Origin of the sequence: Synechococcus sp. JA-2-3B'a(2-13) (genome assembly GCF_000013225.1) — a bacterium.
GTDB lineage: Bacteria > Cyanobacteriota > Cyanobacteriia > Thermostichales > Thermostichaceae > Thermostichus.
The window spans coordinates 340,493-356,696 of record NC_007776.1 but is presented as its reverse complement, the minus strand read 5'-3'; the positions used below and the strand labels follow the sequence as shown (position 1 = coordinate 356,696).

Sequence of the window (16,204 nt, the reverse complement as noted above, 5' to 3'; positions counted from 1 at the left end):
TGCTATCCAACTCCGCCGGTACGGGCCTGGGTCGGCATTGTGGGCAGGCGGGCTTCGCCGTAGGCTCCAGAGGTGGCGCCCACCAAGATCAAGGCTCCGCCCATCCAAGTCCACCCATCCGGGATCTCGGCAAACACCCAAAACCCGATTAGGCTGGCCCAGAGCAGACGGGAGAAATCCAGAGGCAGCAGCATCGTCACCTCAGCCAGCTTGTAGGCCTGGGCGAGGGCCACCTGGCCAATGCTGCCCAGTAGCCCCATGGCCACCATCCACAGCCACTGCTCAGGAGAAGGCCAGGTCCAAACCCAGACGGCAGCCAGAAAGGAAAGGGGGGTCTGCAGCAGGCCCATGTAGGCCGTAATCGTGAGGCTGGACTCGGTGCGGGAGAGGATCTTGAGCACGATGGTCACCCAGGCAAAGAGTGCTGCCGCCCCCAAGGCCAGCCCTGTTCCCAGAGAAAACTCTCGGAAGCCTGGCCTCAACATCACCAAAGCCCCGGCAAACCCCAGGCCCAATCCCAGCCAGCGGGACGAGCGCATCTGCTCGCCCAACACCCATACCGCCATCGTGCCGGCAAACAAAAGTTGAACAAAGCTCAGCGCCGTAGCTTCTGCCAGAGGCAACAGGCTGGCTGCCCAAAAGGAGAGCAACATCCCCACCGTGCTGATCGCCGAGCGCAGGAGGTAAAACTCCATCTTGGCGGTGTGCAGAGACTGGATCCCAGCCCGCAACACCAGCGGCGACAGGGCGAGAAACCCGAATAGGTTGCGCAAAAACACAATCTGAAAGGGGTGAAGGGCGGGAGTGTTGAGCCGGATGATCGCGCCTAAACAGGCAAAGCAAGCAGTGGCCAGCAGCTTCAGGGCAACTCCTTGCCAGAGCCTTATTTTTCCCCACTCTGCAAAGCGGCTCAGCTGGTGGCGATACCACATCTCCAAAGTCACAGCTCACACCCAAATGGTTTAGGCACTAAGTTTTCAGCCTTGAACTCTCAGCTTAAACGGACTTCCAGGGATCCGAACTGCGCCCCTGGGCACTCCTTGCTGCCCACCGGCCCCCCTGATTCCCAGGGGGAAAAAGATGGGGATCCCAAGACATGGCCATTTCAAGTAGCCATGAAACAACTCACCCCGTCGCTCCATAGCTCCCCTCTCTCTTTGGGAGAGGGGCTGGGGGTGAGGGCGTGGAACCTCTAGGTTTGCTTGAGAATCTCTTTCAAGTAGCCGATGACCGTTTCCGGCTTGAGATGGGCCATACAGGGATGACCCTCCACCAGGCAGGTTTCGTTTTTGAACTTGTTCTCTGCGCAGACCCGGCACTTGTAGGCGGTTTGGGTGAGATAGACGTGGGGCAGACGAGGAGCCCACAGTCGCACCGGGCTGGCCCCATCCCCATCGGCATCGTTGCCAAACAGGGCAATGGTGGGACAGCCCACTGCCGCCGCGATGTGCATCGGCCCCGCATCCACGGAGATACACACCCGCGCCCGCTTCAGGGCCCCCGCCAGCTCCATGAGGCTGGTTTTGCCCCGCAGGTCAACCATTCCCGTTTGGGCCAGCAGTTCGTCTTCGCTGCTGCCGCCGTGGTAGAGGGATCGCTGCAGCTCCGGCGCGCTGCCGATTAGCCCCACCTGCAGGCCCTGGCCTTGGCACCACTGGATCACCTGCCGCCAGTACTCCAGAGGCCACATCTTGGCGCGGCGGGTAGTGGTGATGTGCACCAAAACCTCTGGCACCGGAAAACCGGGATCCCGGCTGGGCAGCTCCAGGCGGAAAAAATCCGTCTCCACGTACGCCAGGCGACAGAAGATTTCGGCGATGTAGTTGCTGGTGAGGATCCCTTTGTAGCGCTGCAGAAACTCCAGGCCGTTCCAGTCGTCATCCTGGAGCATGCGCTGTACCGGGTCGGAGCCGGGGTCCAACTTGCGGCGAAAATCCAGAGTCAAGCCGGCCCCGGCAATGTACTGGGGGCGCAGGGCCGTTACCGCCACCAGGTTGAGCTCGCTAAACTCGTCGCAATTGATGGCCAAGTCGTAGGGGCCGGCCTGGGTCACCCGTTCTCGCACAGCAGCGGTCAGGGCCTCGAGGTAATCGGGACGACGGCTGTAGAGAGGAAAGCTGAAGTCGATGTAGGGGCAGTGGAGCTCAAAGTCGCGGGTAATCTCGCTGCCAAAAAAATCCAGCACACAGCCGGGGTATTTTTCCTTGAGGCCCCGCAACAGCGGGATGGTAACCACAAAATTGCCCACCTTGCTGGAGGAAAACACCGCCAGGTGGGGATGTTCCCGCAGAGGTTGGTTGGCAAACCGTTGCATAAGGCTGGGATCCCCAGGAAGATATCAACCCCGCTGGAGGTGGTGCGGGTGGTGCAGACAGAGCACTTTTGCTAGGCTAGCATTCCTCTGTCCTGTGCTTTGATGGCCATGCTGGGATCCCTGGGCCTCAGGGGAGACTGGCTTGGCTGCCATCCCAGATGACCACCACAGCAAAGCGATCCAGAAAGCCATCTGTCGCATTCATCTGGCGCAGACTAAAAGCATCTTCGGCGGAAATCACCAGGTCGTAGCCCAGGGTGCGGATGGCACGAATGCGGTGAGGCCGTTCCCCGATGCGGTTCACCAGTGAGCGGGCCTGCTCTTCCGAGGTGGCATAGGCAGCTGTGCCCTCGCTGCCCACAAAAGCCGCGTTGAGGTCTTGGCCAAGAGTAACGGGGGTATAGACTTGATTGCCATCGGGATCAAACAAGCGCATTGACTGGCTAGGCAAGAAATCCAAGCCTCGTGCATCCACAATCAACCCTGTCACTTGCGGTTCCCGCCGCTGGGATCCCGCCTCCAGACCCGTTCCGCCCCCTGGCCCTTGGCCTGTGCCCACCCCTGAGCCAGGACTGGCTCCGCGCACCCCACTCTGGCCGCTGCCCGGCCCGATCACTTCCCCCTGCCGGGATCCAGAGCCACTGCCGCCAGGGCTGGTGCCGAACTGCCGCAACAGATCCAGATCGAAAACCGGGCCTTCTGCCACTTCTCCATGGCCGGGTTGGGCCGGCTGGACTTTTGGATCGGCTTGATCTGTTTGTGGGAGCGGAACAGAATCCTGGGTTACTGGACGCCAGGGCGTTGCTTCAGAAGCGGGCAGGGTAGGGGATCCCCCTTGCAAGCGGTAAAGGGGAGGAAACAGCGTTTGGGCATCCACAGCTTCCACCGGCAAGACCGGCCCCGCCAGCAGGATCCCCAGTGCTGCCCAGCTCACTTGGATCCGTATGCCTTGAATCCTATACTTCCACCACCTCATGCCCACACCTCTTGGCCTCAAAACCTGCGGCCCGCTCGGCAACCGCTCATCCTCCCTCATGCTACCCAGGCAGGGCCGGTTCGGCAGGGGATCCCGCGCAGTCTTCCCCTTGGCTTGAGAGCAGCTGGGGCTCCTGGCCTCTCCCTAAAGGTGGGTCGGAGAACAAGAGATTGATCCCCAGCGATCCCCAGGGTCTTGACCGACAGGCAAAAATACGCAAACATGGGTTCATCATTCTTGATGATCCCCGTTGATCCCCACCTGTGGTCATCAGCGGCTGGAGAGCCCGAGGCAAGCCGATACATCAGCAGGTTCAAGTTGTCCTCAGAACCACAAGCTGGGATCGGCCCATAGGACAAAAGCTGGAGCATTGCACGAAGCCCGATTTGTCGAAGACAGGAGACCCCGACCATGCCACAAGAGCGGATCCCGTTGGAAGAAATGACCATCCGGCAGTTGCGGGAAGAAGCTGCCCGCTATCAGATCCCCAAGTACAGCCGCATGACCAAAGACCAGCTGATTGAGGCCATTCGAGAGGCCCAAGTCAAAGCTGGCCGCCCTGTCGATGCCATGCCGGAGCCCAAGGGGCAAGAATCGGTCACCCAAACGAAGTTTAGGGGTCAAGAGGTTGCCGGCAAGACGGATCTGGCCGATGTGGACAAAGGGCTGGGGGATCTGCCGGAGGGCTATGGGGAAAGCCGCATCGTTTTGCTGCCGCGGGATCCCCAGTGGGCCTACGCCTATTGGGATGTGCCCAACGAGGCTAAAGAAAGCAAGCGCCGCGAGGGCGGCCAACAGTTGGCGCTGCGCCTCTACGATGTGACGGATATCGATTTCAGCTACCAGCCGGCCCACAGCATGCAGGAGTACCCCTGTGACGAGTTGGCGCGGGAGTGGTATTTGCCGATCCCGGTGAGCGATCGTTCCTACATTGTGGAAATTGGCTACCGGACGGCAGATGGCCGCTGGCTGATGTTGGCCCGCTCGGCGGCGGTGATGGTGCCGCCAGTCTTTCCCTCCGACTGGTTTGAAGAGCACTTCCTGACAGTGCCCTTCGACATGGCTCTGCAGGGCCGCACCCTTTACCAGCTCAGCGAGCCCTACAAGCGCAGCGCCACCGGCATGGGCGTGGTGGACTACAAAGGCGATGAGCCGCAGCAGGGTGCCACGGTCGATCCCTTCCTGGAAATGGTGGGTGGCTTTGAGGCGATGCGGGTGGCGGGATCCCTGTTTGGCAGCCACCAGATGGGCAGCCGCCAATTGGTGCCCGAGCAGGCCATCAGCTCGTTTATCATCCCCTCGGGTGTGGGCATGATGGGGATGGCCATGGCGGAGGTGCCCGCTGCTCCCTGGATGGCTTCAGGATCCGGCCTGGGCCTGTTCTCGGGGGCTTCCGAAGTGCTGCCGCAGCGCTCTCGCAAGTTCTGGTTGGTGGCCGATGCCGAGCTGATTGTCTATGGGGCCACAGAGCCGGATGCCACCGTTACCATTGGCGGGCGCAAGATCCAGCTCAACCCCGATGGCACCTTCCGCTTCCACATGGCTTTCCCAGACGGCAACATCGACTTCCCCATCTTTGCGGTGGCTGCCGATGGCGAGCAAAACCGGGAGATCCACATGACCTTCGACCGCCGCACCCTCTCCCGCCGCACCAACACCAAAGAAGAGGCCATCGAAGAGTTGTTGCCCTGAAGGATCCAACCTTTCCCTTCTTGCCCCCTGGAGCTGGCCGGGGGGCTTTTTTCCCTGGGCTGGAGAGCTTGACTCCAGCCATCAAAACAGGGGATGCCAGTCCTAGGAGAGCATGACTCTAGTCAATAATAAGCTCAACTATACTGAAAATAATGTATAATATGTTCAGTACGGATTACTACCAGTTGATCTTTCTGTTTACTTTCGAGTCTGCCAACATGGTAGCCAAAGCAAAGCAGAAAATTGGTAGTAAGACGACACGGAAACTGCGCTTTGGGTATTCTACTCAAAGCTTTGCGGGATACCGCCATTCTGTTTGGAAACAAACAGAATGCTATCGCTGCATAGTTGAACAGTGATGTTCAGCAGTGTTCAGCGTAAATGTATCAGGTCGATCACCCGGATCAGTTGTTTCAGCTTCTCCATCACCCGTCCAGAGCGAAGCAGGTCTTCCGCCTGTTGGATCCCTTCTGGCAAGGATGGGGCGTGGCCGAGGAGCCACAGATAGCTACCCCCATTCCAGAGAACGGCTGGGGTGAGTTCACAGGGATCCCCGCTGAGCACCTGCTGCATCTGTTGGAGCAGCTCTTTCTCGCCGGAGAAGGGAATCTCCGGGCCTGCCAAGTGGCAATCTCTGGCCTTCAAGAGCAGCCGTTTCCCGCCCTGGTTGAGAATGGCCGCCCGTTCCCGCGGCAGGTCGCAACTGCCTTCCAAACCTTTGACGGTGGTAAATTGCCGGATCTCCCGCAGGGCAAACAGCTCCAGCATCGTGGCCTCGGTGGGAGGATGCACATAGCCGGCCACCAGGTGAAAGGGGCCTTGGTAGGGCGTCCAGACCAGTTCCAAGGTGGCCAAGGGGGGGCGCTTGCCGATTTGATCCCGGTAGTCCATCAGAGCCTGAGCCTGGGGAAAACAGGTGGGCAAATACAAAAATCCCAGCCCGGTTTGTTCCAGCAGTTGCCCCACCCGCTCCAGGGATAGCCCTCGCCAATCCACCCCCAAGCTCCGCCACACCGCTTCCAAGGGCAGCCCATACTTGGTGGGACAGAAGCCAGAGCCATGCAGCAAAACGGCTGACCCTGCCGCCGCCAGCAGCAAAGCCACCAGCACCCCCAGCGGCGCAGTCCGCGAGCGGCCATCGTAGGGATGGCCAAAGATGATCAAGGGATGGGGCAAATCCCGTTGGGGCAGAAGAGGGCCGTCTTCTGCGTAGGCATCCAACATACCGGCCAGCTCTTCGGCAGTGGGGCGCTTGATGCGGTGGGCAATTAAAAAAGCCCCGATCTGGGCGGGAGTGGCCTCCCCCCGCAGGAGCATTCGAGCAGCGCTGGCGGCCTCTGCCCGGCTGAGATCCTGGTGGGTGTGGGTGCCGCTGCCGATTTTTTTCAACAGCTCGCGAAACTCTTGGCTCATAGCATCGGCGGTCGGGAGCGCTGGGCTACCCAAGTAGGGGGAGATAACGGCGGAACACTTGCAACTACCGATACAGGTATTTGACAACTTACAGAAATTTCTACAAAAAATCCCTACAGAACTGACAACAGCCCGGCAGAGGGCTGAGGGAAATGGGGATCTGTACCGGAAGCAGGCTCAACCTCAGACTGCCTGATAAGCTGGGCGGCCAACTGCAAAAACCGGCGAATGGGAGGGATCCGATAGCGATCGCTGGTGGTAACCATAACCACCTGTCGCCTCAAGAGGGGGGGCTCGGTGGGTCGCACCTGCAAATCCGGATCGGCGCAGCAGTCCACCAGGGCCGACTCCGGCAGGAGGGCAATGAGCTGCCCCTGTCGCACCACCCCCCGAAAGGCATCCAAGGTGTTCAGTTCCAGGGCTGCTTTCAGGGGAAGCCCCTGCCGGGCCAGATGGGATCCCACCAAGGAGCGCATGGCATAGCCATCCTTGAACACAGCCTGGGGATACTCCGCCAGCACCTTCCAGGGGATCCGCTCGTAGCGGCTGAGGGGATGGGTGGCGGGCATCAATACTTGAATTGGCTCGGAGTACAGTGGCTCCACCACCAGCTCTGCCCCCCGCGTCATCAGGGGGTTCTCCATCACCAGGGCCACATCCACCAGCCCATCCCTGAGCACCTTTAAGGCGCGGTCGCTGCCCAGAGCGGTAACCCGCAACTGCACCTCTGGATACTCCCGGCAAAACTGTTGCAGCACCGGCGGCAGTTGATGGGCGATCAGAGAATGGATCCCAGCAATGCAGAGCTCGGTTTGCTGGCCCTGCAGCCATTCTCGAATGCTTTCCTGAGCCCGCTGCCATTCTTGACAGATGCGACGGGCATGGGGCAAAAGCCGTTCCCCAGCTACGGTTAGAGCCACCGGGCTTTTGCGATGCAACAGCGGAGCGCCCACCGCTTCTTCCAGGGCCTGGATCTGGCGGCTAATAGCCGATTGGGTCAGACCGCTGAGGCGAGCAGCGGCCAAAAAGCTGCCCGTTTCCACCACGTTCAAAAAGGCTTGCAACAACTCCAGCCGCACCTGGGATCCCTTGATGATGTAGCCTGCCGTGGTGGCATCCTAGCTGGGGAAGCGGTAGGCTTTTGTAAACACCGTTACAAGTTGTTTGTTGGACTGGGGATCCCCAAGCCAGGAGGAGAAGCAGATGGGTTGGGATCCAGCCTTGCTGGAGGGGCTGCTCAACTCCGCCATTCCCCACCTTTTCCCCGCTGCCCAGGTGGTCATCCGCCACAAGGGAAGGTGTATCTACTCAAGGGCGGCAGGCCATCTCGACCCTGAGACCCGGCGCCAACCGACAACCTCGGCCACCCGTTTTGACCTGGCCTCGCTGACCAAGCTGTACACCGCCACCGCCTGCATGGCCCTGGTGGAAGCCGGAGCGTTGCTGCTGGATCAACCGGTCAGTCTCCTGTTGCCGGAGTTTCAGGGATCCCGCCCCATTGCCCCCTATGAAGATCCTCTGCAGCCGGGGAAATGGATTGCTGTGGAACCGGAATCCTTAGGCCAGCTTGTTGCAACAGAACAGGTGACGGTGCGACAGTTGCTGGCCCACACCGCCGGTTTGCCCGCCTGGCGGCCCCTGTTTCGACAGCCCGATGCCGAATCGGCCCGGCACATGGCCCTGCACACCTTTTTGGCCTACAGGCCGGGATCCCGCAGAGTCTACAGCGATCTTGGATTGATCCTGCTGGGGCTGGCTTTGGAACGTCTGAGCGGAACCCCTCTGGATCAGATCTTGCATGCCCGGATCTTGCGGCCTCTGGGCCTGAGCCAAACTCAGTTTTATCCAGGGGATCCCTTTGACCCATCCTCTGTCTCTGGCTCTTGTGCCCCCACCGAGCTGTGTCCTTGGCGAAAGCGCCGCCTGCAGGGGCAGGTTCACGACGAAAATGCCGCCCGCCTGGGCGGGATCGCCGGCCATGCCGGACTGTTTGCCACGGCAGAGGAAGTAGCCGCTTTCGGAGAGAGTTTTTTGACGGGATCCCTGTTGCAGCCGCAGACGGTGAGGGAAATGACCCGCGAGCAGTTGCCTCAGCAAGGGGATGCCCACCGCTGTCACGAGCGCCGGGGTTTGGGGTTTGCCTTGCGCTCTCCGGATCCCTTGGCCAGCAGCTCCCCGTTCAGCCCCAGCGCCTTCGGCCACACCGGCTTCACCGGAACCTCTCTGTGGATCGATCCAGAGCGGGAGCTGGTGGTGACGCTGCTCACCAACGCCGTCTACCACAGTCGGCAGGAGAACGGGTTCCAGGCTTTCCGGGTTGCCTTCCATCAGGCCATCCTAGAGGGGCTTTCTTGATCATTGAGTCCCTGACCGTTCCCGCTAGGGTGCCGTAGGCATAACCGAGGCTGAGGTGGACGAGACCTTTTACCGACAGTTGGCAGACATGCTCTCCCGCGGGCCGCTGGTGGTGGCCACGGTGGTCCGCACCCAGGGATCTGTGCCTCACCAGGCGGGGGCAAAACTGGCCGTGGGATCTGATGGCACCCTGTTGGGCACCATTGGCGGTGGAGCTGCCGAAGCGGAAGTCATTGCCCGAGCGCAAACCCTTTTGCAGACCGCTGTTCCCGTTGGCGATGGCGATGGGGAGTCCTCGCCGGCTGGGATGCAAGTTTCCCTTGACCTCAACAGCCCTCCCCTGGGCGTTTGCGGGGGACGGATGCACATTTGGCTACAGCGATGGCAGGGATCCCTTGCCCAAACGTTGGTGGCCCAGATCCTCCAGGCTCTGACCCAAGGGCCAAGGGCTTGGCTGATCACCCCCCTCGATCCCCAGGGGTTCCCCTACCTCAGGCTTGGCGACAGCAATGTGGAGCACTTTGCCTCCCTGCCATCCCGCCCACAGCTCCTCGCGGGATCCTGGGTCGAGCCCCTCCTCCCTTCCCCCACCCTGCTGATCGTCGGAGCGGGCCACTGCGGCCTGTCCCTGGCCCAGATCGCCCATTTGGCCGGCTTTCGCATTTGGGTTCAGGACGATCGCCCGGACTGGGTAACCCCTCAGCGCTTTCCCGTTGCCGAGCGGCTGTGCTCAGAACCCTTTGCCCAACTTATCCCCCATCTGCACAGGATCCCGCAGCTCTACATCGCTCTTGTGACCCGCAGCTACAGCCTCGATTGCCAAATCCTGCGGGCCATCTACCACTCCGGCCTGACCCCCCACTACCTGGGGATGATCGGCAGCCGCAAGCGGGTGCAAACCGTACTGCGAACCCTGGCCCAGGAAGGGATCCCGGAGACCGCCGTCAGCTAGAAATCGCAGGAGCCCCGCACTGTACCCGTAGGGTCAGTGTCGGGAGGAATGCGGAAGTTATGATAGAACCATGACCCAAGTCCTGACCGTCCCCTGCAAGCTCAAGGTGTCCCAGTCGCAAGCCGCAAAGTTGGATGCGACAATGGATGCCTTTGTGCAGGCGTTGAACTGGGTCAACCAAAACACACCAGAAAAAGTAGTCAACGCAGTCAAACTCCAGTCCCTTTGCTATTACCAGATTCGCGCTCGGTTTGGCTTGTCCAGTAACTTGGCTCAGCAGGTCTGCAGACGGCTGGCCGGTGCCCGTAAAGTTGCCCGACAGAAAAACCGTCCGGTCAAAGCGTTCAAGAGAGGCTTTGCGACCTACGATGCCCGTATCTTTTCGTTTCGCGAGAAAGACTGGACGGTGTCGCTGACCACGGTTGGGGGTCGAGAGCGCTTTGAGCTGGCGATTGGCCGTTACCAGAGAGAACAGTTGGCAGGCTCCAATCCCAAATCTGCCACTCTGGTCAAGCGCAAAGATGGCTCCTACTCCATTCAAATCTGTGTGGAAACGGAGCCATCCCCACCGCAAGGCACGGATAGAGTGCTGGGCGTGGATTTGGGAAGGACGGATATTGCTCATACATCGGAAGGAGATAACTGGAATGGACAGCAGTTGAACAAAGTCCGAGACCATCACTCGCGGTTGAGGGCGGCACTCCAACGCAAAGCCAGTAAGGGCACCCGCAGTTCGCGGCGCAGATGCAGAGAACTGTTGCAACGGCTGTCTGGCAAGGAGAGGCGCTTTCAGGCGTGGGTCAATCATCGCATCTCCAAAGCTATTGTCTCTAGGGCAAAGACCACAAACAGCGCTATTGCTCTGGAAGACTTGACAGGGATCCGGGAAAGGGTCAATCAACAGCCACGCAGCAAAGCTGAGCGCCGCAGAACCAATAACTGGGCATTCTACCAGCTTAGGATGTTCGTGGTCTACAAGGCTGCCATTGCCGGAGTACCTGTGGTGCTGGCTCCGCCTGCCTACACGTCGCAGACCTGCCACCGGTGTTTGCACATCCATCCCGATCCTACGCAATCCTATCGCAGTGGAAAGAAGTTTAAGTGTGGACACTGTGGATGGGAAGGGGATGCGGATTTGAATGGTGCGAATGTGATTGCGCTTTTGGGGGCTGCTGTAAACCAGCCTAGAGGTTCGTGGTTGGCTTGCCAACTGCAGGGCTACCGAAAGCTCGCCCTGTACTGCGAAGCAGTCAGGGTCGGGTAGTTTACTCGGCTCTTTGCCCCCATTGGCCTGGAGATCCACGCCGAAACCCCCGCCGAGATTGCCATCAGCATCACCGCCCAGCTCATCCAGGTGCGACGGGGATCCCCGAAGAGAATGCCCGGCGAAACTCAAGGTGTAGGCTTGCCGGTTAGCCGGAGGACAAGCTAGGCTAGAAAAGCGCCGCGGGGTAGAGCAGCCTGGTAGCTCGTCGGGCTCATAACCCGAAGGTCACTGGTTCAAATCCAGTCCCCGCTATGCCTGAGAGACGGTTGGTTAAAGCAGTGTCCGCACATCCACCACCTTGCCGCTGACTGCCGCTGCTGCCACCATGGCCGGGCTCATGAGCAGAGTGCGCCCGCTGGGGGATCCCTGGCGGCCCTTGAAGTTGCGGTTGGAAGAAGAGGCGCTGATCTGGCGCCCCACCAGCCGATCCGGGTTCATCGCCAAACACATGGAGCAACCGGGATCCCGCCACTCAAACCCTGCCGCCTCGAAGATCTCCCGCAAGCCCTCCTGTTCTGCCTCCTGCTTTACCCGTTCTGAGCCGGGCACCACAAACGCCTTCACCCCTGGGGCCACCCGCCGCCCCTTGGCAATCTTGGCTGCCTCCCGCAGGTCGCTCAAGCGGCCATTGGTGCAACTGCCGATGAAGCAGACATCCACCGGTGTCCCTACAATGGGATCCCCCGGCTGCAAGTCCATGTAGGCATAGGCCTCTTTGGCCAGTTCCCGCTCGCTTTCCGGCAGATCTTCTGGGGCAGGGATCCGCTCATCCACCCCAATCCCTTGGCCGGGGGTGATCCCCCAAGTAACCGTCGGCGCAATGTCTGCGGCTTGGAATACCACCACGTCGTCGTAGCGGGCATTGCCGTCGCTGGCCAGACTTTTCCACCAGGCTACCGCCTCTTCCCAATCGGATCCCTGGGGGGCAAACTCTCGCCCCCGCAAATACTCAAAGGTCACCGCATCGGGGTTGACGTAGCCGCAGCGGGCCCCTCCCTCGATGGACATGTTGCAGAGGGTCATGCGCTCTTCCATGCTCATGGCTTCAATGGCGCTGCCCCCATACTCGTAGGCGTAGCCCACCCCGCCTTTGACCCCCAGCTTGCGGATGATGTGCAGAATTACATCCTTAGCGTAAACTCCCGGCCCCAACTTGCCGTGGATCTCAATGCGGCGCACCTTGAGCTTGGACAAAGCCAAAGTTTGGGTGGCCAATACGTCTCGCACCTGGCTGGTGCCGATCCCAAAAGCAATGGCCCCAAAGGCCCCGTGGGTAGAGGTGTGGCTGTCCCCACAGGCGATGGTCATCCCCGGCAGAGTTAACCCTTGCTCCGGGGCAATCACATGCACGATCCCCTGCCGACCGGAGCCGCTGTTGTAGAAGCGGATGCCGTATTGCCGGCAATTGCGCTCCAATTCCTGGATCATCTCCTCTGCCAAGGGATCCGCAAAAGGCCGTGCCCGGTTGTCGGTGGGAATGATGTGATCCACGGTGGCCACCGTCCGCTCGGGAAACAGAACCGGCAGATGACGCTCCCGCAGCATGGCAAAAGCCTGCGGGCTGGTCACCTCGTGGATCAGGTGCAGGCCGATGAACAACTGCGTCTGCCCAGAGGGCAAAATCCGCACCGTATGGGCATCCCACACCTTATCGAATAATGTCCTCTCGCTCATCTTTCTCGGCCCGCAGCCAAGTCCTGTAAACTTTCAATGTGCTACTTGGGGAAAAGCTTGTCAAGGCACAGGCCTCCGTTATCTCTGGGCAACGCTGCTGAGCTGAGCGAGATGCAGCCCTTCTTTGAACATCCCCAGCCGGCAAAGGCGGGTCGGAGTCCTCAAGCCAGAAAACCTGTTGCCAGCCCTTCAAACGGGATCCCTGAAGGCCGGCCAAGGCAAAAAGCGATAGCCCGCCCCTTCAATGGCGGCGACGATATCCGGCAGGGCCTCTGCAGTGTGGGGCCAGCGATCGTGGAGCAGCAAAACCAGGGGCTGATCGGAAGCCTGGATCGCCGGCAACTGAGCTCGAACACGCTCCAAAAGTTGGGCTGCGCTTTGGCCCGCGTAAGCATCTTCCGGGCTCATGTTCCAGTAAAGAACTCGATATCCTGCCTGCTCCAGAGAGCGACGCAAAGCAGAATCTAGGCGAAAACCTCCCGGTGGGCGAACAACCAGTTGGGGATCCAAGTTCAGCGTTTTGAGCAGTTGGGTTGTCTGATCCACCTCAGCATAAAACAGCTCGTTGCTTCCGTAGAGACGTTGATAATCGTGGGTAAAAGTGTGATTGGCTATGGTGTGGTGATGGGCCTGGATCAATTGAGCCAATTCAGGAAATCGGGAAACGTGGGTGCCGATAACAAAGAAAGTGGCCGGGATCTGAAGATCATCCAAAACCTGTAAAAGTCGGGGGGTAGACTGAGGCCAGGGGCCATCGTCAATGGTCAGAAAGGCAGAACGAGGCGGCACCTCCAGTAAAGGCCCCAGCATTTCTTCCAAGGGCAGTTGCAAAGGTTGAGTATTTTCTGCCGGATCGAGAAAGTCGGGATCCGGGATCCAGCTATGCTGCAGAAACACCTCCACACGAGGGGGAGCAGGGGTAATCAACAGTCGCCCCGTCTGCTCATTTTGGTTGCCCCAGCTCAGTCGATAGGGCAGATCCGAGGCAATCTCGACGGTTGTTGTACGGGTAATGACTCCGTAGGGGATGTCAATCAAATAGTGCCCGTTCACCTCTTCTTGATGGATCCAGGCTGCAGAAGGAGCTGATAGATAAATGAGCAAATCTTGGGGATTGGCGCCGCGCACCACCCGAATGCTTTCGATGGGGAGAATGAGGTTGTATTCCGAGGTGGCCGTCAGGTTCAGCTCAAAAAGAGGCTGGGCCTCTACCGTGCAGTAGTAGATCAGTCCAACCAGTAGGAAGGCTAGGCAAAATATCAACGCTTTCAACGCTTTCAGAGAGTGCATAGGAATGGCTTAAGCCTTCGCAACCAATTTTATAGGACAGAAGCTACCTGAGCTCGATAGAGCCCATCAATTTAACCGGAAGGCCCTGCTGGGCTTCTGGGTGCCGAGAGCAGCCGCTCTTCCCATTTACGTGCAGGCGAGGCCCGTCGGATGTCCCGCCAAATGGCTGTGGCAGCTAAGGTACCATCGGCAACCGCAATCGACACTTGGTTCAGGCCCTGCTTCAAATCGCCCAGCGCAAACAGCCGCGGATGATCAGTGCGACACCACTCGTCGGTTAGCAGGTTTTCCCCTTGCCATTTCAAGCCGGGGATCCCTTTCAAATAGGCATTGTGGTATCTGGCGCCCATCGCCACCAAGCCGGTAGTTGCTTCGATGTAAGTGCCATCTTCCAACTCCACACCCTGCAATTGATGGTTTTCTCCAAGAAAGCGGCGAATAGGAGATTCGTAGAGGGGGTAGCCATGATCCGCCAGTTTTTTGCGCATGTCGGGGCCGACCGAGCAGAGGCCGTGGGTCAACACCGAGATATAGGGTGTAAACCAGTTGAGGACAAAAGCTGTATTGATCCGATCTTCCGAATTGACGATCAACACTGACTTTTGATCCCGCATTTCATAGCCGTCGCAGATCATACAGACATGCAGTGAATAGCCCGCGTAGTCGTAAACATTCTGCATATCCGACAACTGAGGCAGCTCGTCCATAATGCCGGTTGCCGCGATCAAATATTTGCTCCGAAAAACGGGGTAGAGGCTGTTCATTTTTCCCACCTTGACTTTGACCGCAAAGAGGTCTCCCTCATCGGTGGCATCTTCCACAAAACCGCGCAGGTAATCTACCCCCAAGCTGAGGGCATGCTCTGTTCCCTGTCGCAACAGCTCTCGTCCGGGAGTGGTCGGAGGCAATCCCAGATAATTGCGCAAATCCTGCATCCAAAAAGAGCGGCCTCTGCCCTTCTCCACCACCAGGCAACTCAGTCCGTAACGGGCCAGATAGATTGCCGCCGACAACCCCCCTGCTCCCCCTCCGGCCACAATCACGTCATAGATTTTGTTCAAAGCAACTTCTAGATTCCTGCTGCTCAGTTTCATAGACGGGATCCCCTCACCAGACTTCTGCTGGGTGGCCTCAAGTTGTCGGTTGCGGCCCGAAAAATCTTAAGAAGCTCCAGACGTTCCGCAGAGCTGCAGATCATACTTGGTCCATCGCGTTTCTGTTGAGATGTGATCGAGCTAAGGGAGCAGTCCCAGCAACCGTCTAGAATGGGGACTGAACTCCCCCTTAGGAGAAAAGCCCTATGCCAGGTATCTTAGCGGCCATTGCCCTGATCTTTGTCGGCTACCTGTTCAACTCGGTCAAAATCATCAGCCAGGGGTATGAGGCATTGGTGGAGCGTTTGGGCAGGTTTCATCGCAAGCTGACCCCAGGATTGCACTTTATTCTTCCCCCTATCGATAGGATTGTGTTCCAGGAAACCATCCGCGAGAAGGTGTTGGACGTGCCTCCTCAGCAGTGCATCACCAGCGACAACGTCTCTTTGATGGCCGATGCGGTGGTCTATTGGCGCATCACCGACATGATCAAGGCCCGCTATGCGGTGGAGGACGTGCAGCGGGCTTTGGTTAACCTGGTGCTGACGGCTCTGCGGGCAGAAATTGGCCGCATGGATTTGGATCAAACCTTTTCCTCCCGCGCCGAGATCAACGCCCGCCTTTTGACAGAGCTGGACGAGGCCACAGATCCCTGGGGGATCAAGATCACCCGCGTGGAAGTCAGGGACATTCAACCCTCTAAGACTGTGCAAGACTCGATGGAAAAGCAGATGGCTGCCGAGCGGGAGAAGCGGGCCGCCATTCTGAAATCAGAAGGGGAGCAGCAGGCCAGCATCAACCAAGCGGCTGGGGCCGCCAAGGCGCAGCTATTGCGGGCAGAAGCGGAGAAACGGGAGCGGCTGCTGTTGGCTGAGGGCACGGCTGAAGCCATCAAGACCATCGCCGCCACTTTGCAAGAGAATCCAGAGGCAGCCAATGCGTTGCAATACCTGATGGCGCAAAACTATATCGACATGGGCTTCAAGGTAGGCAGCAGTCCCAGCGCCAAGGTAATCTTCATGGATCCCAATTCGATCCCTGGCACCCTGCAAGGGCTGCTCTCCATGGTGGACGTGGCCAAGGGTGGGGAAGGATCTCGCGCGGCGGCCTCTCAGAAGCTGCGTACCCCGGCTTCTTTCCCAACCGAAGTGGACTTTCCGCGGCTCGACTGAGTTTG

Annotated in this window: 13 protein-coding genes, 1 tRNA gene and 1 pseudogene; 7 read left to right on the top strand and 8 right to left on the bottom strand. The window is 59.2% G+C overall.

Annotation, left to right across the window (positions count from 1 at the left end; all coding sequences use genetic code 11):
• Positions 1-2 precede the first annotated feature (2 nt).
• From CYB_RS01595 to CYB_RS01585, 3 genes are all read right to left on the bottom strand, one after another.
• Positions 3-944, bottom strand: a complete 942-nt coding sequence (locus CYB_RS01595; RefSeq protein ID WP_238376852.1) for a DMT family transporter — start codon at positions 942-944, stop codon at positions 3-5.
• 248 nt (positions 945-1,192) lie between these two features.
• A complete protein-coding gene (locus tag CYB_RS01590) occupies positions 1,193-2,314 on the bottom strand; it encodes a glycosyltransferase family 9 protein (protein ID WP_011432002.1) in 1,122 nt (373 codons plus the stop codon).
• Positions 2,315-2,441: 127 nt separating this feature from the next.
• Positions 2,442-3,248 carry a hypothetical protein gene (locus CYB_RS01585; RefSeq protein WP_148202674.1) on the bottom strand — a complete coding sequence of 269 codons (807 nt, stop codon included), beginning with the start codon at positions 3,246-3,248 and terminating at the stop codon, positions 2,442-2,444.
• Positions 3,249-3,701: 453 nt separating this feature from the next.
• On the opposite strand from CYB_RS01585, the gene CYB_RS01575 reads away from it, so the two are divergent.
• Positions 3,702-4,982, top strand: a complete 1,281-nt coding sequence (locus CYB_RS01575; protein ID WP_011432000.1) for a DUF4912 domain-containing protein — start codon at positions 3,702-3,704, stop codon at positions 4,980-4,982.
• A gap of 372 nt (positions 4,983-5,354) precedes the next feature.
• Here CYB_RS01575 and CYB_RS01570 read toward each other — a convergent pair whose 3' ends face one another.
• Both CYB_RS01570 and CYB_RS01565 read right to left on the bottom strand, forming a co-directional pair.
• Positions 5,355-6,395, bottom strand: coding sequence for an anthranilate phosphoribosyltransferase family protein (locus CYB_RS01570; protein ID WP_011431999.1), 1,041 nt, complete (start codon positions 6,393-6,395; stop codon positions 5,355-5,357).
• A gap of 113 nt (positions 6,396-6,508) precedes the next feature.
• Positions 6,509-7,474 carry a LysR family transcriptional regulator gene (locus CYB_RS01565; RefSeq protein WP_011431998.1) on the bottom strand — a complete coding sequence of 322 codons (966 nt, stop codon included), beginning with the start codon at positions 7,472-7,474 and terminating at the stop codon, positions 6,509-6,511.
• Between the two features lie 124 nt (positions 7,475-7,598).
• On the opposite strand from CYB_RS01565, the gene CYB_RS01560 reads away from it, so the two are divergent.
• From CYB_RS01560 to CYB_RS01545, 5 genes and pseudogenes are all read left to right on the top strand, one after another.
• Positions 7,599-8,750 (top strand): serine hydrolase domain-containing protein, encoded by a 1,152-nt coding sequence (locus tag CYB_RS01560; protein ID WP_011431997.1) that lies wholly within the window; start codon positions 7,599-7,601, stop codon positions 8,748-8,750.
• Positions 8,751-8,805: 55 nt separating this feature from the next.
• A complete protein-coding gene (locus tag CYB_RS01555) occupies positions 8,806-9,702 on the top strand; it encodes an XdhC family protein (protein ID WP_049749550.1) in 897 nt (298 codons plus the stop codon).
• 70 nt (positions 9,703-9,772) lie between these two features.
• Positions 9,773-10,966 (top strand): RNA-guided endonuclease InsQ/TnpB family protein, encoded by a 1,194-nt coding sequence (locus CYB_RS01550; protein ID WP_011431995.1) that lies wholly within the window; start codon positions 9,773-9,775, stop codon positions 10,964-10,966.
• A 15-nt stretch (positions 10,967-10,981) separates the two neighbouring features.
• A pseudogene (locus CYB_RS15610) lies at positions 10,982-11,134 on the top strand (hypothetical protein); the annotation flags it as partial.
• A gap of 13 nt (positions 11,135-11,147) precedes the next feature.
• A tRNA-Met gene (locus CYB_RS01545) sits at positions 11,148-11,221 on the top strand.
• An 18-nt stretch (positions 11,222-11,239) separates the two neighbouring features.
• Here the strand turns inward: CYB_RS01545 and leuC are convergent.
• From leuC to CYB_RS01530, 3 genes are all read right to left on the bottom strand, one after another.
• Complete coding sequence (leuC, locus tag CYB_RS01540) at positions 11,240-12,643, bottom strand: 3-isopropylmalate dehydratase large subunit (RefSeq protein WP_011431994.1); 1,404 nt, start codon at positions 12,641-12,643, stop codon at positions 11,240-11,242.
• Between the two features lie 189 nt (positions 12,644-12,832).
• Entirely contained in the window at positions 12,833-13,933 is a 1,101-nt protein-coding gene (locus CYB_RS01535) for a polysaccharide deacetylase family protein (protein WP_011431993.1), read from the bottom strand.
• Positions 13,934-14,004: 71 nt separating this feature from the next.
• Positions 14,005-15,027 (bottom strand): NAD(P)/FAD-dependent oxidoreductase, encoded by a 1,023-nt coding sequence (locus tag CYB_RS01530; RefSeq protein WP_011431992.1) that lies wholly within the window; start codon positions 15,025-15,027, stop codon positions 14,005-14,007.
• A gap of 206 nt (positions 15,028-15,233) precedes the next feature.
• Here CYB_RS01530 and CYB_RS01525 point away from each other — a divergent pair, with 206 nt between their 5' ends.
• The gene (locus CYB_RS01525) at positions 15,234-16,199 is read left to right on the top strand and encodes an SPFH domain-containing protein (RefSeq protein WP_011431991.1); all 966 of its coding nucleotides are present in this window, start codon (positions 15,234-15,236) and stop codon (positions 16,197-16,199) included.
• Positions 16,200-16,204 lie beyond the last annotated feature (5 nt).